This window comes from Pseudomonas gebzensis (assembly GCF_034427815.1).
GTDB lineage: Bacteria > Pseudomonadota > Gammaproteobacteria > Pseudomonadales > Pseudomonadaceae > Aquipseudomonas.
Map to the genome: position 1 here is coordinate 111,997 of NZ_JAXQNS010000001.1, position 19,193 is coordinate 131,189.

Genomic DNA, 19,193 nt, shown 5'->3' on the forward strand with positions numbered 1-19,193 from the left:
CGCTTGACCATTACGGTACAATCGCGCCCCTCGTTTCACACTGTCACAGGATCATCAATGCCGGTTTCCTTCGTTCACCTGCGCGTGCATTCCGAATTCTCCCTGGTCGATGGCCTGGTGCGGGTCAAGCCGCTGGCCAAGGCGCTGGGCGCGATGAACATGCCGGCAGTGGCGATTACCGACCAAAGCAACATGTGTTCGCTGGTCAAGTTCTACAAAGCGGCCATGGGCGCTGGGATCAAGCCGATCTGCGGCGCCGACCTGTGGCTGGCTGGCAGCGAGGCGGACGCTCCGCTGTCGCGTATCTGTCTTCTGGCAATGGACCCGCAGGGTTACCGCAACCTCACCGAGTTGTTGTCGCGCGGCTGGCTCGAAGGCCAGCGCAATGGCCTGGTGATCATCCAGCGGGACTGGATCCCGCCCGCCAGCGGCGGCCTGATCGCCCTTTCGGCGGCGCGCGAGGGGGACATCGGCATGGCCCTGCTGGCCGGTCGCGAGCAGGATGCGCAAGCGCTGCTGCAAGACTGGCAGCAGATGTTCCCGGAGCGTTTCTACGTTGAGCTGCAGCGCACCGGTCGTCCTGGCGATGAAGAGTATGTGCATGCGGCCGTGGCCCTGGCCGATCGCCTGGGAGCGCCCCTGGTGGCCACCAACGATGTTCGCTTTCTCAAGCAGACCGACTTCGACGCCCACGAAACGCGCGTGTGTATCGGTGAAGGCTGGACCCTCGATGATCCGCGGCGCCCGCGCCTGTACAGCGACCAGCAATACCTGAAAAGCCCGGAGGAAATGGCCGAGCTGTTCAGCGACCTGCCCGATGCCCTGGCCAATACCGTCGAGATCGCCAAACGCTGCAACATTCAGGTGCAGCTGGGCAAAGCGTTCCTGCCGGATTTTCCGACGCCCAACGGCATGGGTATCGATGATTACCTGCGTCATGTGTCCCATGAAGGTCTCGAAGAGCGCCTGGCGGTACTCTGGCCCAAGGACACCACGCCCAACTATGAAGAAAAGCGCCAGGTCTACCTCGACCGCCTGAAGTTCGAGCTGGACATCATCATCCAGATGGGCTTCCCCGGTTACTTCCTGATCGTCATGGACTTCATCAAGTGGGCCAAGAACAACGGTGTGCCGGTCGGTCCGGGCCGGGGTTCGGGTGCCGGTTCGCTGGTCGCCTATGTGCTGAAGATCACCGACCTCGACCCGCTGGCCTATGACCTGCTGTTCGAGCGCTTCCTCAACCCCGAACGGGTGTCGATGCCCGACTTCGACGTCGACTTCTGCATGGACGGGCGTGACCGGGTGATCGAGTACGTGGCCGACGCCTACGGGCGCAACGCGGTCAGCCAGATCATCACCTTCGGCACCATGGCGGCCAAAGCCGTCGTGCGCGACGTGGCGCGGGTGCAGGGCAAGTCTTATGGCCTGGCCGATCGCCTGTCGAAGATGATTCCCTTCGAAGTGGGCATGACGCTGGAGAAGGCCCACGAGCAGGAAGAAATCCTGCGCGATTTCCTCAAGGCCGATGAAGAAGCCCGGGAAATCTGGGACATGGCGCTCAAGCTCGAAGGGGTCTGCCGAGGGACCGGCAAGCACGCCGGTGGCGTGGTGATCGCGCCGACCAAGCTCACGGACTTCTCGCCCGTGGCCTGCGATGAAGAGGGCGGCGGCCTGGTCACCCAGTTCGACAAGGACGACGTCGAGGCTGCCGGCCTGGTCAAGTTCGACTTCCTCGGCCTGCGCACCCTGACCATCATCAAATGGGCGATGGAGACCATCAACCGCGAGCAGGCCAAGCTCGATAAGCCTGACCTGAACATCGACTTCATCCCGCTGGACGATCGCAAGACTTTCGAGCTGCTGCAGAAAGCGGAAACCACCGCGGTGTTCCAGCTTGAATCGCGCGGCATGAAGGAGCTGATCAAGAAGCTCAAGCCCGACTGCCTGGAAGACCTCATCGCACTGGTGGCGCTGTTCCGTCCGGGCCCGCTGCAATCGGGCATGGTCGATGACTTCATCAACCGCAAGCACGGTCGCGCCGAGCTCGCCTATCCGCATCCCGATTACCAGTACGATGGCCTGCAGCCGGTGCTGGCGCCGACCTACGGCATCATTCTGTACCAGGAACAGGTGATGCAGATTGCCCAGGTCATGGCCGGCTACACCCTCGGTGAGGCCGACATGCTGCGCCGCGCCATGGGTAAGAAGAAGCCTGAGGAGATGGCCAAGCAGCGCGGTGGTTTCGTCGATGGCTGTGCGAAGAACGGCATCGATGCAAACCTGGCGGGCAACATCTTCGACCTGGTAGAGAAATTTGCCGGTTACGGCTTCAACAAATCCCACTCGGCGGCCTATGGGTTGGTGTCGTACCAGACCGCCTGGCTCAAGACGCACTACCCGGCACCGTTCATGGCCGCGGTGCTCTCCGCCGATATGCACAACACCGACAAGGTGGTGGTGCTGATCGAAGAAGTGCGCAGCATGAAGCTGCGCCTGGATGCCCCGGATGTGAACAGCTCCGAGTTCAAGTTCACGGTCAATGACGACGGCCGCATCGTCTACGGCCTGGGTGCGATCAAGGGCGTGGGCGAGGGGCCGGTCGAGGCCATCGTCGAAGCCCGTGCGGCCGGCGGTGCGTTCAAGGACCTGTTCGATTTCTGTAAGCGCGTCGACCTCAAGCGCATCAACAAGCGCACCCTCGATGCGCTGATCCGCAGTGGCGCACTGGACCGTCTCGGTCCGCACTTTCATGACGAGATCAAGGCGTATCACGCCAGCATCGACAGCAACCGCGCGGTGCTGTTGTCTGCCCTGGAAGAGGCGGTCAAATCAGCCGAGCAGATTGCCCGCACCGAAGAAAGCGGACACGTCGACCTGTTCGGCGGTCTGTTCGTGGAGCAGGATGCAGACCTCTACGCCAATCACCGCAAGGTCCGCGAGCTGACGCTCAAGGAGCGTCTGCGGGGGGAAAAAGATACCTTGGGCCTGTACCTGACCGGCCACCCGATCGACGAATACGAGAGCGAGATTCGCCGCTTCGCCCGGCAGCGCATCATCGACCTGAAGCCGTCGCGCGAAGTGCAGACAGTGGCTGGGATGATCATTGCCCTGCGGGTGATGAAGAACAAGAAGGGCGACAAGATGGGGTTCGTCACCCTCGATGACCGCTCCGGACGCATCGAGGCCTCGTTGTTCGCCGACGCCTTCATGGCCGCCCAGGCCCTGCTGCAAACCGACGCCATGGTGGTGATCGAAGGGGAGGTCAGTAACGATGACTTTTCCGGTGGCCTGCGCCTGCGCGTCAAGCAGGTGATGACCATGGAGGATGCGCGTACCCGGCTTGCCGAAAGCCTGCGCCTCAAACTCAGCTGTGAAGCGCTCAAAGGCGACCGCCTGAGCTGGCTCGGCGAGTTGATCACCCGTCACCGCGGCGGCTGCCCGATCACGCTGGAGTACACCGGCAGCGATGCCAAGGCCATGTTGCAGTTCGGCGAACAGTGGCGCATCGACCCGGCGGACGGTCTGATCCAGGCCCTGCGTGACCAGTTCGGACGTGAGAACGTCTTTTTGCAATATCGTTGAACCGATCCCATTTTAAACTCGACCTCAATGCGCCTGATCCCGTAAGGTATGGCGCCAAACGGATCAACCGGCCGGCCGCCTGGCCGTAGACCCAAGACGGATGCTTATGAACCCGAATTTCCTTGATTTCGAACAGCCGATTGCCGACCTGCAAGCCAAGATCGAAGGCCTGCGCCTGGTTGGCAACGACAATTCGCTGAACATCAGCGATGAAATTGCCCGTCTGGAAGACAAGAGCAACAGCCTCACCGAAAGCATCTTCGGTAATCTCACCAGCTGGCAGATCGCCCGTCTGGCGCGCCACCCGCGCCGGCCATACACCCTCGACTACCTCGAGCACATCTTCACCGAATTCGAAGAGTTGCACGGCGATCGTCACTTCTCCGACGACGCTGCCATCGTCGGCGGTACCGCGCGCCTGAATGGCAAGCCGGTGATGGTCATCGGCCACCAGAAAGGCCGTGAAGTGCGTGAGAAGGTCCGCCGCAACTTCGGCATGCCGCGCCCTGAGGGCTACCGCAAGGCGTGCCGCCTGATGGAAATGGCCGAGCGCTTCAAGATGCCGATCCTGACCTTCATCGACACCCCGGGCGCCTACCCAGGCATCGATGCCGAAGAGCGCAACCAGAGCGAAGCGATCGCCTGGAACCTGCGCGTCATGGCGCGCCTGAAAACGCCAATCATTGCCACCGTGATCGGTGAGGGTGGTTCTGGCGGTGCACTGGCCATCGGCGTGTGCGACCAGCTCAACATGCTGCAGTACTCCACCTATTCGGTGATCTCGCCCGAAGGCTGCGCGTCCATCCTGTGGAAGACCGCCGAGAAGGCCGCCGATGCCGCGGAAGCCATGGGCATCACCGCCGAGCGCTTGAAGAGCCTCAACATCGTTGACAAGGTGATCGGCGAGCCACTGGGCGGCGCCCACCGTAACCCGGTGAAAATGGCCGAAAGCGTGCGTGAGCATCTGGTCGAGCAACTCGACCAACTGGCCACGCTGGACCACGACGCACTGCTCAATCGCCGCTACGAGCGTCTGATGAGCTACGGTCTGTAATACCCCTCAATGAGCCTGGGCCAGCCGGCGCAACCGTGCGTCGTGGCCCAGGAGCAGAGCCCCATGCCTGATCCCTCGCAACTGTTGCGTCCCTGGTCGAATGCCCGTCGCTGGCATGTCGCCTTCTCGGGTGGACTCGACTCCACTGTGCTTCTGCACCTTCTGCATGCCTATGCGCAACGCCATGAGGCGCCGCCGTTGTGTGCCGTGCATGTCCACCATGGCCTGCAAGCGGTTGCCAACACGTGGCCGGCGCACTGCCAGCAGGTGTGCGACCAGCTGGGCGTCGAACTGCGCGTGGTCGAGGTCGAGGTCGAAGCGGGAGCCAGCCTTGAGCAGGCTGCGCGCACTGCGCGGTATCGAGCGTTCGCAGCCGTGCTTGAACCAGGTGATCTGTTGTTCACCGGCCAGCACCTCGATGATCAGGCCGAGACAGTGCTGTTTCGTCTGCTCAGGGGCGCTGGGCTGCGTGGGCTCACTGGTATGCCTCAGGTACGGCCTCTGGGCCGCGGGCAGTTGGTGCGCCCTTTGCTCGGCCATCGCCGTGAGCAATTGCAGGGCTACGCCATGCACCACGGCCTGGACTGGATTGAAGATCCCTCCAATACCGATACCCGCTTCGCCCGCAACTACCTACGCGCCGAGGTCGTGCCCGCGCTGCGCCAGCGCTGGCCACAGGCGCAGCAGAACCTGGTGCGCAGCGCAGCGCACCTGAGCGAGGCGCAGGGCTTGCTCGACGAGCTGGCGCGCGATGACCTGCAGGCAACAGCCACGCAGCATGCGTATGCCTGGGCGGGGGTCGATTCGCTGAGCCTGGCGGCGCTCACCGCGCTATCGCCAGCCCGCCAGCGCAATGCGCTGCAATACTGGCTCGCGCCACGTACCCGCTTGCCCGACACCCGGCACTGGGCTGGCTGGGAAACGCTGCGGGATGCGGCAGTCGATGCGCAACCGGTCTGGCGGCTGACCGACGGCGAGCTGCAGCGCAGCCAGGGGCGCCTCTGGTGGCTGAGTGGTACTTGGCTGCAGGCGCCTGCAGGTGGCATCGTCTGGCCTGATCCGGGTGCCGCACTGGTATTGCCAGGTAACGGCGTACTGGCGCCGTTGCCGGAGCAGCACATTGCCGGGCTGCGCGTTGCGTATCGTCAGGGAGGGGAGGTGCTCGATGTGCCGGGTCGCGGGCGGCGTGACCTCAAGCGGTTGTTGAATGAGCTGAAGGTGCCGCATTTCCTGCGTCAGCGCCTGCCGCTGGTCTGGCAGGGCGAGCGATTGCTCGGCGTCGCCAATCTGCCAGACCTCGGCACGGCGTCGCTGCGGGTTACCTGGACACCATCAAACAGCGCGCAAGGTTTGAGCTGATGTGGACATTCCGGTAGACTACCCTCCCTTCTTGATACAACTTCTGCGGCTTCCTCGAAAACGCAGCAGTTGCCGATTACCAAGCAGTTTTTTGCTGGGCTGAATTTCTGAAAATGACAAGCGAGCTCCTTGCTGGGATTACCCGGTTTGTACAGACGCGGCAGTTTTTCGAGATGCACTGTGATTGACGCAGGTGATCGGGGGCTTCGGCCTTCCTTCGCTTTCTCCGGCGGCGCTGGCCGCTTTAACGCAGACTTCTAGGGTTTTTCATGACGCGCTACATATTCGTCACGGGCGGTGTTGTTTCTTCATTGGGGAAAGGCATTGCCTCGGCTTCCCTGGCGGCCATCCTGGAAGCGCGGGGGCTCAAGGTCACCATGCTCAAGCTGGACCCGTACATCAACGTCGATCCGGGCACCATGAGCCCGTTCCAGCACGGTGAGGTATTCGTCACCCACGACGGCGCCGAGACAGACCTCGACCTGGGTCACTACGAGCGGTTCATCCGCACCACCATGACCCAGAACAACAACTTCACCACGGGCCGTGTCTACGAACACGTGCTGCGCAAAGAGCGCCGTGGTGACTACCTGGGTGCCACCATCCAGGTCATTCCGCACATCACCGACGAGATCAAGCGCCGCATCATCAAGGGTGCAGGCGATGCTGACGTGGCCTTGGTCGAGATCGGCGGCACGGTCGGCGACATCGAATCGCAACCGTTCCTCGAAGCGATTCGCCAACTGCGTTTCGAGGTCGGCGCCAAGCGCGCGATGCTGATGCACCTGACCCTCGTGCCGTATATCGCCACTGCTGGCGAGACCAAGACCAAGCCCACCCAGCATTCGGTCAAGGAGCTGCGCTCCATTGGCCTGCAGCCCGACGTGCTGGTGTGCCGCTCCGATCATCCGATCGACAACTCGTCGCGTCGCAAGATCGCCCAGTTCACCAACGTGGAAGAGCGTGCGGTGATCGCGCTGGAAGACGCCGACACCATCTACAAGATCCCCGGCATCCTGCATGCCCAGGGTCTGGATGACTTCGTTACCGAGCGTTTCGGCCTGCAATGCGAAAGCGCCGATCTGTCCGAGTGGGACCAGGTGGTCGACGCCAAGCTCAACCCCGAGCATGAAGTCACCATCGCCATGGTCGGCAAGTACATGGAACTGCTTGATGCCTACAAGTCGCTGATCGAAGCGATGAGCCATGCCGGTATCCAGAACCGCACCAAGGTCACCCTGCGCTACATCGATTCCGAAGACATCGAGAATCAGGGCACCAGCCTGCTCGAAGGCGCCGATGCCATCCTGGTGCCGGGCGGCTTCGGTCTGCGCGGCGTGGAAGGCAAGATCCAGGCCGTTCAATACGCCCGTGAGAACAAGGTGCCGTACCTCGGCATCTGCCTGGGCATGCAAGTGGCAGTCATCGAGTTCGCCCGTAACGTCATGGGCTGGACCGATGCCAACTCCACCGAGTTCGATCGCAACAGCGGCCACCCGGTGGTCGGCCTGATCACCGAGTGGTCGGACAATACCGGCGCCGTCGAAACCCGCACCGAAACCTCCGACCTGGGCGGCACCATGCGTCTGGGCGCGCAGGAATGCCAGCTGGTCGGCAGCTCCAAGGTGCATGACTGCTACGGTCAGGACGTGATCGTCGAACGTCACCGTCACCGCTACGAAGTCAACAACACCCTGCTGCCGCAGATGGTCGATGCCGGCCTGATGATTTCCGGTCGCTCCGGTGACGGCGCGCTGGTGGAAGTGGTCGAGTCCAAGGATCACCCATGGTTCGTCGCTTGCCAGTTCCACCCGGAGTTCACCTCCACCCCGCGTGACGGCCACCCGCTGTTCAGCGGTTTCGTCAAAGCGGCCCTCGTGCAGAAGCAGAAGGCCTGAGTGGCGTCAGCGTCGCCCGTTCATCGCCCAGGCGGTGGGTGGGCGGCGCAAGCACGATGTTTCATACGTCGCTGCTGCCCTTCAGCCTACGCACGCTGAAAAGTTTTCCGACGGTAGAGGCCGCATCCTGCTGGTTTCTCCGGTAAAGTACCGCCCGTTCGTTCCCTGACCCCCGCAGTCAGTGGCTGTCAGGCCTTGCGTTCACACGCCTGCCTGGCCAACGGCCGATTTCCCTCGTTGCGTTGTTTTCGTCAATTCCGGAGTGCTTACAACAATGGCAAAGATCGTCGACATCAAAGGTCGTGAAGTTCTCGATTCTCGTGGCAACCCCACCGTGGAAGCCGACGTACTGCTCGACAACGGCATCATCGGCAGCGCCTGCGCGCCGTCCGGTGCTTCCACCGGCTCGCGTGAAGCGCTCGAGCTGCGTGATGGCGACAAGAGCCGTTACCTGGGCAAGGGTGTATTGAAGGCCGTGGGCAACATCAATGGCCCGATCCGTGACTTGCTGCTGGGCAAGGATCCTTCCGACCAGAAAGCCCTCGACCGCGCCATGATCGAGCTGGACGGCACTGAGAACAAGGCGTCCCTGGGTGCCAATGCCATCCTCGCCGTGTCCCTGGCCGCTGCCAAGGCTGCGGCCCAGGACCAGGACCTGCCGTTGTACGCGCACATCGCCAACCTCAACGGCACCCCAGGTCAGTACTCCATGCCCGTGCCGATGATGAACATCATCAACGGCGGCGAGCATGCCGATAACAACGTCGACATCCAGGAGTTCATGGTGCAGCCGGTTGGCGCCAAGACGTTCTCCGAGGGTCTGCGCATGGGCACCGAAATCTTCCATCACCTCAAAGCTGTGCTCAAGGCGCGTGGCCTGAACACCGCCGTGGGTGACGAGGGTGGTTTCGCGCCTAACCTGGCCTCCAACGAAGACGCCCTCAGCGCAATCTCCGAAGCAGTGAAAAATGCCGGCTACACGCTGGGTACCGACGTGACCCTGGCACTGGACTGCGCAGCCTCCGAGTTCTACGAGGATGGCAGGTACACTCTGTCGGGCGAAGGCAAGTCGTTCGACGCCGAAGGCTTCGCCGACTACCTCAAGGGCCTGACCGAGCGCTTCCCGATCATCTCCATCGAAGACGGTCTGGACGAATCCGACTGGGCGGGCTGGAAAATCCTTACCGACAAGATTGGCGAGAAGGTGCAACTGGTCGGTGACGACCTGTTCGTGACCAACACCAAGATCCTCAAGGAAGGCATCGACAAGGGCATCGGTAACTCGATCCTGATCAAGTTCAACCAGATCGGCACCCTGACCGAAACCCTGGAAGCCATTCAAATGGCCAAGGCGGCCGGCTACACCGCGGTGATTTCGCACCGTTCCGGTGAAACCGAAGACTCCACCATCGCGGACCTGGCCGTCGGTACCGCAGCAGGCCAGATCAAGACCGGCTCGCTGTGCCGCTCCGATCGCGTCTCCAAGTACAACCAGCTGCTGCGCATCGAAGAGCAACTGGGTGCCAAGGCTGTATACAAAGGTCGTGACGAGTTTCGCGGCTGAGCAAGAGATGGTAAAAAGACGGCAACCGGAGGTGTCTGACGGTTCTCACTGAACCTTTCTGACGCTCACACGGGTTTCTGTCGACGAAGCCTGGCCTTGGCCAGGCTTCGTGCTATATGAGGCATGCGTCCGCAGCCTTTCACACCCTGGATACCTTGATGCGCAGTCCTTATTGGTTGTTCCTCGTTCTGCTTCTGCTGCTCGCTGGCCTGCAGTACCGTCTGTGGGTGGGTAACGGCAGCCTGGCGCAAGTGGCCGAACTCAAGCAGCAAATCGACGACCAGCACGCCGAGAACGTGCGTTTGCTGGAGCGCAATCGCGTGCTCGATGCCGAGGTTCTGGAGTTGAAGAAGGGTATGGAGACCGTGGAAGAACGGGCGCGTCATGAGTTGGGGATGGTCAAGGAAGGCGAAACCCTTTACCAGCTGCCGCAGAAATGACCTTGCCTGCCTTCTGGGCGGTGCTGCCTGCTGCGGGCGTTGGCGCGCGCATGGCCGCCGACCGCCCTAAACAGTATTTGCCGCTGGGCGGCAAGACCCTTATCGAACACGCCCTCGACTGTTTTCTCGGTCATCCCCAGCTCAAGGGGATGGTTGTCAGCCTCGCCGAAGACGATCCGTTCTGGCCCAGCCTGGACTGTGCGCACGACCCACGCATTCAACGCGCGCCAGGTGGGCGGGAGCGCGCCGACTCGGTGCTCAATGCCTTGCTGTTGCTGCATGCCCAAGGCGCTGCGGACGATGACTGGGTGCTGGTGCACGACGCTGCCCGACCCAACCTCGCCCGCGCTGACCTCGACAAGTTGTTGAGCGAGCTGGCTGACGACCCGGTCGGCGGCCTGCTGGCGATTCCAGCCAAGGACACCCTCAAGCGCGCCGGCGCCGACGGCCGTGTTGCAGCGACCGTTGACCGCAGCACCATCTGGCTGGCCTACACCCCGCAGATGTTTCGTTTGGGCGCCTTGCATCGGGCGTTGGCCGAATGCCAGGTCTCGGAAGTGGCGGTTACGGACGAGGCGTCGGCCATGGAGTGGTCCGGCCAGGCGCCGCGCCTGATCGAGGGCCGCGGTGACAACATCAAGGTCACCCGCCCCGAAGACCTCGAATGGCTGCGCCAGCGCTGGTCGAGCCGCCGCTGAAGGGCCAGGGCTCACGCCTGGCAATACTCCGGCCGCTTGGCCAGTTCTTCCTTGAGGTAGTCCACCAGCCGCCGCACCTTGGGCGACAAGTGCCGCTGCTGCGGGTACAGCGCCCACACTGCGGTATTGGGCGGCTGATGGGCCTCGAGCAGCGACACCAAAGCGCCGCTGCGCAGGTGTTCGAGTACGTAGTAGTCCGGCAACTGGCCTAACCCCATCCCTTGCAGGGCGGCATCCAGCACGGCCTGGCCGCTGTTGCAGCGCCAGTTGCCCTGCACCCGCTGGCTCAGCTCGCGGCCATCCTGTTGCAGGCTCCAGATATCCGAACTGCCTATCAGGCAGTTGTGCCGGGCCAGCTCCGAGAGGCTATGCGGCCGGCCATAGCGTTCGAGGTAGGCGGGGGAGGCGCAGACGTACATGCGTCGCGGCGCCAGCCGGCTGGCCACCAAGCGCGAGTCTTGCAGGCGACCCAGGCGAATGGCCAGGTCCATGCCTTCGTGCAGCAGGTCCAGGTTGCTGTTGCTCAGCTCTACTTCCAGACGCAACTGGGGGTAGAGCGCCATGAAGCGGGTCACCAGCGGCACGATGAAGCGCTCGCCATACGCCACCGCGCAGGTCATGCGCAGCAGGCCCTTGGGTTCACTGGCCAGATCGCCCATGGCCCGCAGCGCTTCTTCGCGGCCGTCCTGCAGGCGCTGGCAATGATGCAGAAAAGTCTGACCGGCCTCGCTCAGCGTGACGCGTCGGGTGCTGCGGTACAGCAGACGGGTCTGCAGGCGTTCTTCGAGCCGCGCGATCTGCCGGCTGATATGTGACAAGGAAACCCCCAGGCGTTCGGCCGCAGCGGTGAACTGACCGTGCTCGGCCACGGCCACGAACTCATCGATGCCTTCCCAGCGGCTACTCATGGATTATCCCTGTACAGCAAGAATGTTTTGACCTTGGCCGGATTATTCATCAAAAGAAGGTGAATTACACTCAGCGGCTGCTTGCCTATTTCCTAGAGGAGACCGTTGATGATCAAGTCCCGTGCCGCCGTTGCCTTCGAGGCCAAGAAACCGCTGGAAATCGTCGAAGTCGACGTTGCCATGCCCAAGGCCGGTGAAGTGTTGCTGCGCGTTGTCGCCAGCGGCGTCTGCCACACCGACGCCTACACCCTGTCGGGCGCGGATCCGGAAGGCATTTTCCCCTCCATCCTCGGGCATGAAGGCGGTGCCATCGTCGAAGCGATTGGCGAAGGCGTTACCTCGGTTGCCGTTGGCGATCATGTGATCCCGCTGTACACCCCGGAATGCGGCCAGTGCAAATTCTGCCGCTCGGGCAAGACCAACCTGTGCCAGGCCATTCGTGCCACCCAAGGCAAGGGTCTGATGCCCGATGGCACCACGCGTTTTTCCTACAAAGGCCAACAGCTGTTCCACTACATGGGGACCTCGACGTTCTCTGAATACACCGTGCTGCCGGAAATTTCCGTCGCCAAGATTCAGAAAGACGCACCGTTGGAAAAGGTCTGTCTGCTGGGCTGCGGCGTCACCACCGGCATTGGCGCCGTGCTCAACACCGCCAAGGTCCAGCCGGGTGACACCGTGGCTGTGTTCGGTCTGGGCGGCATCGGCCTGTCGGCGATCATCGGCGCTGTGAAGGCCAAGGCCTCGCGCATCATTGCCGTCGACATCAACCCGGCCAAATTCGAGATCGCCAAGCAGCTTGGCGCTACCGAGTGCATCAACCCGAAGGAATACGACCGTCCGATCCAGGACGTCATCGTCGACCTGACCGATGGCGGCGTGGACTTCTCCTTCGAGTGCATCGGCAACGTGCAGCTGATGCGCGCCGCGCTCGAGTGCTGCCACAAGGGTTGGGGCGAGTCGGTGATCATCGGCGTTGCCGGTGCCGGCCAGGAAATCGCTACCCGTCCGTTCCAGCTGGTGACCGGGCGCGTCTGGCGCGGTTCGGCCTTTGGCGGCGTGCGTGGGCGCAGCGAGCTGCCCAGCTACGTCGAGATGTCCCAGCAGGGCGAAATCCCGCTGGATACTTTCATTACCCACACCATGGGGCTGGAAGACATCAACAAGGCCTTCGACCTGATGCACGAAGGTAAGAGCATCCGTAGCGTGATCCACTTCTGAGGTCCGTCATGAGCCTGGAAAACATCTCCTGTCAGAAAAGTTTCGGCGGCTGGCACAAACGCTACCGGCACACTTCCAAGGTGCTGGGCTGCGACATGGTGTTCGCCGTGTACCTGCCGCCACAGGCCGAGCAGGGTGAGAAGCTGCCGGTGCTGTACTGGCTGAGCGGCCTGACCTGCACCGACGAGAACTTCATGCACAAGGCCGGCGCACAGCGCCTGGCGGCCGAGCTGGGGTTGATCATCGTTGCTCCCGATACCAGCCCGCGTGGCGATCAGGTGCCGGGTGATCCGGACAACGCCTGGGACTTCGGCAAGGGCGCCGGTTTCTACGTCAATGCCACCGAGCAGCCGTGGGCGCAGCATTACCGCATGCACGATTATGTGGTCGACGAGCTGCCTGCGCTGATCGAGGCGCACTTCCCGGCCTCCGGGCAGCGCAGCATCAGCGGTCATTCGATGGGCGGCCACGGCGCGCTGGTGTGCGCCTTGCGCAACCCAGGGCGCTACCAGTCGGTGTCGGCGTTCTCGCCGATCAGCAACCCCATGGACTGCCCGTGGGGCGAGAAGGCGCTGTCGCGCTACCTGGGCGAAGACCGCGCGCGCTGGCGCGCGTGGGATGCCAGCGTGCTGCTCGGCGAGACCCCGGCCGGGCAGTGCCCACCGCTGTTGGTCGATCAGGGGGATCGCGACGACTTTCTGGAAAACCAGCTCAAGCCCCATGCGCTGGAGCAGGCGGCGCGCAAAGGTGGCCATGCGCTGACCCTGCGCCTGCAACCGGGTTATGACCACAGCTACTTCTTCATCGCCAGCTTCATCGATGAGCACCTGCGCCATCACGCCATGGCCCTGGGCCGCGTCTGACGTCGCGCGCGGGCAGTCGCCCACCCCTGCGGTAAAGCAGGTAGAATCACGCCCTGATTTTATCGGGGCGTTTTTCTATGCGTATTGGCCATGGCTACGATGTGCACCGCTTCACCGACGGCGACTTCATCACCCTGGGTGGCGTGCGAATTGCGCATTGCTACGGTTTGTTGGCTCATTCTGATGGCGATGTGGTGCTGCACGCGCTGAGCGATGCGTTGCTCGGTGCTGCCGCGCTGGGCGATATCGGCAAACATTTTCCGGACACCGACCCGCAGTTCAAGGGCGCCGACAGCCGCGTATTGCTGCGCCATGTCGTCGGCATCGTCCAGGCCAAGGGCTGGAAGGTCGGTAACGTCGACGCCACCATCGTGGCGCAGGCGCCGAAGATGGCGCCGCACATCGAGCTGATGCGCCACTGCATCGCCCACGACCTGCAGGTCCAGCTCGATCAGGTCAACGTCAAGGCCACTACCACGGAAAAGCTCGGTTTCACCGGGCGTGAGGAGGGCATCGCGGTTCACGCGGTCGCCTTGTTGCTGCCGGTATGAACGAACAGCAACTGCTCGGTCCGGTCGCCGCCGGCCCTGCGCTGGGCAGCGCCGTGCTCAAGGCCGTGGCCGAAGATTTCCAAGTCGATGAGGTGCTGGATATTCCGCTCTCGGGCCAAGGTGAGCACCTTTGGTTGTGGGTGGAAAAGCGCGACCTCAATACCGAAGAGGCAGCGCGCCGGTTGGCCCGCGCCGCAGGCGTTCCGGCGCGTTCGATCAGCTACGCCGGCCTGAAGGATCGCCAGGCCCTGACCCGCCAGTGGTTCAGCCTGCACCTGCCGGGCAAGGCCGATCCTGATCTGTCCCGTGCCGAAGACGACACGCTGCGCATCCTCAAGCAGGCCCGTCACCAGCGCAAGCTGCAGCGTGGCGCGCACGCCGCCAATGGCTTCACCCTGCGCCTGACCCAGCTCAAGGCCGATCACGCCGCACTCGATGCGCGCCTGGAACAGCTCAAGGTCCGGGGCGTACCGAACTACTTCGGTACCCAGCGCTTCGGCTTTGAGGGTGGCAATGTGTATGGCGCGCTGGAGTGGGCGGCTCGTCAAGCCTTGCCTGAGCAGCGCAACGTACGCTCGCGCCTGCTTTCGGCGGCGCGCAGTTACGTGTTCAACCAGGTAGTGGCCGCGCGCGTGGCCGATGGCAGCTGGCAGCGCGCTCAGGTCGGTGACCTGCTGGCCTTCACTGACAGCCGCAGCTTCTTCGTCGCGGGCGAGGCCGAATGCGTCGATCCGCGGCTGGCAGAACTCGATCTGCACCCCACCGGCCCGCTGTGGGGCGAGGGCGCGACCCCTGCCAGCGGAACACCGGGCGCTTTGGAGGCCAGCATCGGTGCTGCTCACGCGGCGCTCTGTGAGTGGCTGGCAAAGGCGGGCATGGATCACGAACGGCGCATCCTGCGGCTCCCTATCGGGCGCTTGACGTGGCATTATCCCGAGCCTGATATCCTGCAACTGGAATTCGTCCTGCCGGCCGGATGCTTCGCTACCGTGGTGGTGCGTGAGCTCGTTGATCTGGTGCCGGCAGGGCAGACGGACAGCCCATGCGTATTCTGATTTCAAACGACGACGGTGTGACCGCACCCGGCCTGGCCGCGCTGCATGCGGCGCTGGCCGACTATGCCGAGTGCGCGGTCATCGCGCCGGAGCAAGACAAGAGCGGTGCGGGCAGCTCGCTGACCCTCGACCGGCCGCTGCACCCGCAGCGCCTGGCCAACGGCTTCATCAGCCTGAATGGCACGCCCACAGACTGTGTGCACCTGGGGCTCAATGGCCTGCTCGCCCAAGCCCCCGACATGGTGGTCGCGGGGATCAACCTGGGCGCCAACCTGGGTGATGACGTGCTCTATTCCGGCACGGTCGCGGCAGCCTTGGAAGGGCGTTTCCTCGGCGGGACGTCGCTGGCGTTTTCGCTGGTCTCGCGCCTGCCTGACAACCTGCCGGCCGCTGCGCACATTGCCCGTCGTCTGGTCGAGGCTCAGGCCCGCCTGACCCTGCCACCGCGCACCGTGCTCAATGTGAACATCCCCAACCTGCCTCTGGAACATATCCGCGGTATCCGTCTCACCCGCCTGGGCCACCGCGCCCGCGCCGCCGCGCCGACCAAGGTGGTCAACCCGCGCGGCAAGGAAGGCTACTGGATCGCCGTGGCCGGAGATGCCGAAGACGGTGGGCCCGGCACTGACTTCCATGCCGTGATGCAGGGCTATGTATCCATTACTCCGTTGCAGCTCGATCGCACGTTCAGCGATGCCTTCGAGCTGTTCGACGGCTGGCTGGAGGGCGTGCTCTGATGCGCGAGCCGGATGACTTGATGCGAAATGGCATTGGCATGACCTCTCAGCGTACCCGGGAGCGCCTGATTCAGCGCTTGAGCGAGGAGGGCATCAGTAACCCCAGGGTGCTCGGAGTCATTCGTGGCACGCCGCGTCATCTGTTCGTCGATGAAGCGTTGGCTCATCGCGCCTATGAAGACACGGCCCTGCCGATTGGCCACAACCAGACCATTTCCCAGCCCTTCATCGTCGCGCACATGAGCGAAGTCCTGTTGCAGGCGGGGCCGCTGGACAAGGTGATGGAAATCGGTACTGGCTCGGGCTACCAGACTGCAGTGCTCGCGCAACTGGTCGAGCGGGTGTTTTCCGTCGAGCGCATCAAGAGCCTGCAGGATCGCGCCAAGGAGCGTCTGATCGAGCTGAACCTGCGCAATGTGGTGTTCCGCTGGGGCGACGGCTGTGAAGGCTGGCCAGCCTTGGCGCCCTACAACGGCATCATCGTCACCGCGGTGGCTGCCGAAGTGCCCCAAGCGCTGCTCGATCAATTGGCGCCGGGTGGTCGCCTGGTGATTCCGGTAGGCCCTGCAGGTGATGTTCAGCAGTTGATGCTGATCGTGCGCGAGGAAAACGGCTTTTCCCGAACGGTACTGGGCGCGGTGCGTTTCGTACCGCTGCTCAATGGGTCGATCAACTGAGTTCGACGCAGGAAAATTTACACCTTTGGCGAATTCTCGCCGGAGCGTTGTGTCTATGTGGCGTGTGCCTGCCAGACTGCGGTCTAAGGCGCCCTCTGTTTCACCGCTGGGAGAGCGGGGGTCAGGGGTATCGAGATCCGGGCAGTGCATCTGTCTTGGGCACATTCATTTTGGCAGCATGAGGGGAGCGGCGGGTGGTTCACACAATCATGCGGCAGCGCAAGGAACGAGCGGCATTCAAAATTCTGGTGATTGCGCTGGCCATGGGGACGTTGCTTGCCGGTTGTTCAAGTACCCGGTCCAACAATGCGGGCGTGGTCGATCGCAACGCTGCAGCTGCCAAACGTACGCCTGTCACCTCCGGCCAATATGTGGTCAAGCCGGGTGACACGTTGTTCTCCATCGCCTTCCGTTATGGCTGGGACTACAAGGAACTGGCTGCGCGCAACGGCATCGCGGCGCCGTATACGATCCGTCCCGGCCAAGCCATCCGCTTCGCCAGTGGCTCGGGCAATACCACCGTCGTCTCCAGCCCGTCTTCGTCGAGCAAGACCACGGTAACCCGACGCCCGGTGGGGAGTTCCGTCGCCACGCCGGTGGTCACCAAAACCGTGTCTACCCCTTCATCCAGCACCACCACCACGGTCACCCAGGTACCCGCCGCCGAGCGCACCGCAGGCGGCTGGATGTGGCCATCCAATGGCGTGGTAATCGGTAAATTTGCTTCAAACGGTAGTTTGAATAAAGGCATTGATATCGCAGGGGATTTGGGACAGCCTGTTTTCGCTGCGTCCAATGGTTCAGTGGTCTACGCCGGTAGTGGTCTGAGAGGCTACGGCGAGTTGATCATCATCAAGCACAGCGATACGTATGTCAGCGCTTATGGTCATAATCGCAGGCTTTTGGTTCGGGAAGGGCAGCAAGTCAAGGCAGGGCAGACGATTGCTGAAATGGGTTCCACGGGTACTGATCGAGTCAAGCTGCACTTTGAAATCCGCCGACAGGGTAAGCCCGTAGATCCGCTACAGTTCCTGCCACGCCGTTGAGTTGTAACACCCGGCCTGTTCCTTTTATGTAAGGGGGCAGGCTCCAGTGATACCAGGGATGTAGGTGTCGCTAGAGTCTGAGTTCGAACTCAGCAAAGGACTACAACAATGGCTCTCAGTAAAGAAGTGCCGAGGTTTGACATCGACGATGACGTGCTCCTTATGGAAACCGGCATTGTTTTGGAAACGGATGTGGTGTCAGACGAACCTGCTGTATCTCCGGTTCGAACCAAATCGAAGTCCAGTGCTTCGCTCAAGCAACACAAGTACATCGATTACAGCCGGGCGCTCGACGCTACCCAGTTGTATCTGAACGAAATCGGTTTCTCGCCACTGCTCTCTCCCGAAGAAGAAGTCCATTTCGCACGTCTTTCCCAGAAAGGCGACCCCGCAGGCCGCAAGCGCATGATCGAGAGCAACCTGCGCCTCGTCGTGAAAATCGCCCGCCGCTATGTGAACCGTGGTCTCTCGCTCCTCGACCTCATTGAAGAAGGCAACCTGGGCCTGATCCGAGCGGTCGAAAAGTTCGACCCTGAGCGCGGCTTCCGTTTCTCCACCTATGCCACGTGGTGGATTCGCCAGACCATCGAACGGGCGATCATGAACCAGACGCGTACCATTCGCCTGCCGATTCATGTGGTCAAAGAGCTCAACGTGTACTTGCGCGCTGCCCGCGAGCTGACGCAGAAACTGGATCACGAACCCTCAGCCGAGGAAATCGCCACGCTGCTGGAAAAACCAGTCGCGGAGGTGAAGCGCATGCTGGGCCTCAATGAGCGTGTGTCTTCGGTAGACGTGTCTCTGGGGCCTGACTCGGACAAGACGCTCCTCGATACGCTCACCGATGACCGTCCCACCGATCCCTGCGACCTCTTGCAGGACGATGACCTGTCGCGCAGCATTGATCAGTGGCTGGGCGAGCTGACCGAGAAACAGCGAGAAGTGGTGATCCGTCGTTTTGGCCTGCGTGGCCATGAGAGCAGCACGCTGGAGGATGTAGGGCTTGAAATCGGTCTGACCCGTGAGCGAGTGCGGCAGATTCAGGTCGAGGGCCTCAAGCGCCTGCGCGAAATCCTTGAAAAGAACGGCCTGTCCAGCGAGTCGCTGTTCCAGTAGCGTTCGCGGCAACGCCCAAGCCCCGAAAACTCGGGGCTTTTTTTCGACCTGAAAAACGACCGCGCCGCCAGCGGTGTAGCGCCGCGTGTAAGTGTTTTCTCACTCGCGCTGTAAGTAAACGCTGTAGGCGGGAGTAAATGGTTGTCGATTTCAGTCGCGGATTTTTCGCAAGTCACTGAAAATAATCATTTTTTTAGATTTGTAAAAACGTTTCGCTCGTAGTGTTTTGAGAGACAGTGCAGTTGTTCTCTCACAGGGAAGCGTTACTATCTGAACTGTGCCTACGGACAGGCACAGGCCCTCAAGGATGCGGGCTCAGGACATCGCATGACGCGATTCATCAATGAAGATGTGCAGGACAGCAGGGACAAATGGAGAAAAATGTGGGCGGGTCAAACCGCCCCTTTTTTTGTCCGCAAAAAAC

The 19,193-nt window shown here is 62.2% G+C and carries 16 protein-coding genes; 15 read left to right on the forward strand and 1 reads right to left on the reverse strand.

The window, feature by feature from the left end:
- Positions 1-57: 57 nt before the first annotated feature.
- The 7 genes from dnaE (at position 58) to ispD (ending at position 10,595) form a co-directional block, all read left to right on the forward strand.
- On the forward strand, positions 58-3,582 hold the full coding sequence (gene dnaE / locus SJI00_RS00490) for a DNA polymerase III subunit alpha (RefSeq protein ID WP_322459820.1): 3,525 nt from the start codon (positions 58-60) through the stop codon (positions 3,580-3,582).
- Positions 3,583-3,688: 106 nt separating this feature from the next.
- Positions 3,689-4,636 (forward strand): acetyl-CoA carboxylase carboxyl transferase subunit alpha, encoded by a 948-nt coding sequence (gene accA / locus SJI00_RS00495; RefSeq protein WP_312936392.1) that lies wholly within the window; start codon positions 3,689-3,691, stop codon positions 4,634-4,636.
- Positions 4,637-4,699: 63 nt separating this feature from the next.
- A complete protein-coding gene (gene tilS, locus SJI00_RS00500) occupies positions 4,700-5,995 on the forward strand; it encodes a tRNA lysidine(34) synthetase TilS (protein ID WP_322459821.1) in 1,296 nt (431 codons plus the stop codon).
- 269 nt (positions 5,996-6,264) lie between these two features.
- Positions 6,265-7,893 (forward strand): CTP synthase, encoded by a 1,629-nt coding sequence (gene pyrG, locus SJI00_RS00505; RefSeq protein ID WP_322459822.1) that lies wholly within the window; start codon positions 6,265-6,267, stop codon positions 7,891-7,893.
- A gap of 274 nt (positions 7,894-8,167) precedes the next feature.
- Positions 8,168-9,457, forward strand: a complete 1,290-nt coding sequence (gene eno, locus SJI00_RS00510) for a phosphopyruvate hydratase (RefSeq protein ID WP_322459823.1) — start codon at positions 8,168-8,170, stop codon at positions 9,455-9,457.
- Positions 9,458-9,615: 158 nt separating this feature from the next.
- Positions 9,616-9,897: a cell division protein FtsB gene (gene ftsB, locus SJI00_RS00515; RefSeq protein ID WP_312934464.1), complete on the forward strand. Its 282-nt coding sequence runs from the start codon at positions 9,616-9,618 to the stop codon at positions 9,895-9,897.
- Entirely contained in the window at positions 9,894-10,595 is a 702-nt protein-coding gene (ispD, locus tag SJI00_RS00520) for a 2-C-methyl-D-erythritol 4-phosphate cytidylyltransferase (RefSeq protein ID WP_322459824.1), read from the forward strand. Before ftsB ends, ispD begins: the two co-directional genes overlap by 4 nt.
- 11 nt (positions 10,596-10,606) lie before the next feature.
- Here ispD and SJI00_RS00525 read toward each other — a convergent pair whose 3' ends face one another.
- Positions 10,607-11,503, reverse strand: coding sequence for a LysR family transcriptional regulator (locus SJI00_RS00525; protein WP_322459825.1), 897 nt, complete (start codon positions 11,501-11,503; stop codon positions 10,607-10,609).
- A gap of 108 nt (positions 11,504-11,611) precedes the next feature.
- Here SJI00_RS00525 and SJI00_RS00530 point away from each other — a divergent pair, with 108 nt between their 5' ends.
- The 8 genes from SJI00_RS00530 to rpoS all read left to right on the forward strand — a co-directional run bounded on the left by SJI00_RS00530 (position 11,612) and on the right by rpoS (position 18,769).
- Complete coding sequence (locus SJI00_RS00530; protein ID WP_322459826.1) at positions 11,612-12,724, forward strand: S-(hydroxymethyl)glutathione dehydrogenase/class III alcohol dehydrogenase; 1,113 nt, start codon at positions 11,612-11,614, stop codon at positions 12,722-12,724.
- 8 nt (positions 12,725-12,732) lie between these two features.
- A complete protein-coding gene (gene fghA, locus SJI00_RS00535; protein ID WP_322459827.1) occupies positions 12,733-13,587 on the forward strand; it encodes an S-formylglutathione hydrolase in 855 nt (284 codons plus the stop codon).
- Between the two features lie 77 nt (positions 13,588-13,664).
- Positions 13,665-14,138, forward strand: a complete 474-nt coding sequence (gene ispF / locus SJI00_RS00540; RefSeq protein ID WP_322459828.1) for a 2-C-methyl-D-erythritol 2,4-cyclodiphosphate synthase — start codon at positions 13,665-13,667, stop codon at positions 14,136-14,138.
- Positions 14,135-15,193: a tRNA pseudouridine(13) synthase TruD gene (truD, locus tag SJI00_RS00545; RefSeq protein ID WP_322459829.1), complete on the forward strand. Its 1,059-nt coding sequence runs from the start codon at positions 14,135-14,137 to the stop codon at positions 15,191-15,193. Before ispF ends, truD begins: the two co-directional genes overlap by 4 nt.
- The gene (surE, locus tag SJI00_RS00550; RefSeq protein WP_322459830.1) at positions 15,181-15,930 is read left to right on the forward strand and encodes a 5'/3'-nucleotidase SurE; all 750 of its coding nucleotides are present in this window, start codon (positions 15,181-15,183) and stop codon (positions 15,928-15,930) included. The genes truD and surE overlap by 13 nt, the downstream gene beginning before the upstream one ends.
- 38 nt (positions 15,931-15,968) lie before the next feature.
- Positions 15,969-16,607, forward strand: coding sequence for a protein-L-isoaspartate(D-aspartate) O-methyltransferase (locus tag SJI00_RS00555; RefSeq protein ID WP_322459831.1), 639 nt, complete (start codon positions 15,969-15,971; stop codon positions 16,605-16,607).
- A gap of 194 nt (positions 16,608-16,801) precedes the next feature.
- The gene (locus tag SJI00_RS00560; RefSeq protein ID WP_322459832.1) at positions 16,802-17,653 is read left to right on the forward strand and encodes a peptidoglycan DD-metalloendopeptidase family protein; all 852 of its coding nucleotides are present in this window, start codon (positions 16,802-16,804) and stop codon (positions 17,651-17,653) included.
- A gap of 108 nt (positions 17,654-17,761) precedes the next feature.
- Positions 17,762-18,769, forward strand: coding sequence for an RNA polymerase sigma factor RpoS (gene rpoS / locus SJI00_RS00565; RefSeq protein ID WP_312934473.1), 1,008 nt, complete (start codon positions 17,762-17,764; stop codon positions 18,767-18,769).
- The last annotated feature ends 424 nt before the right edge of the window (positions 18,770-19,193 follow it).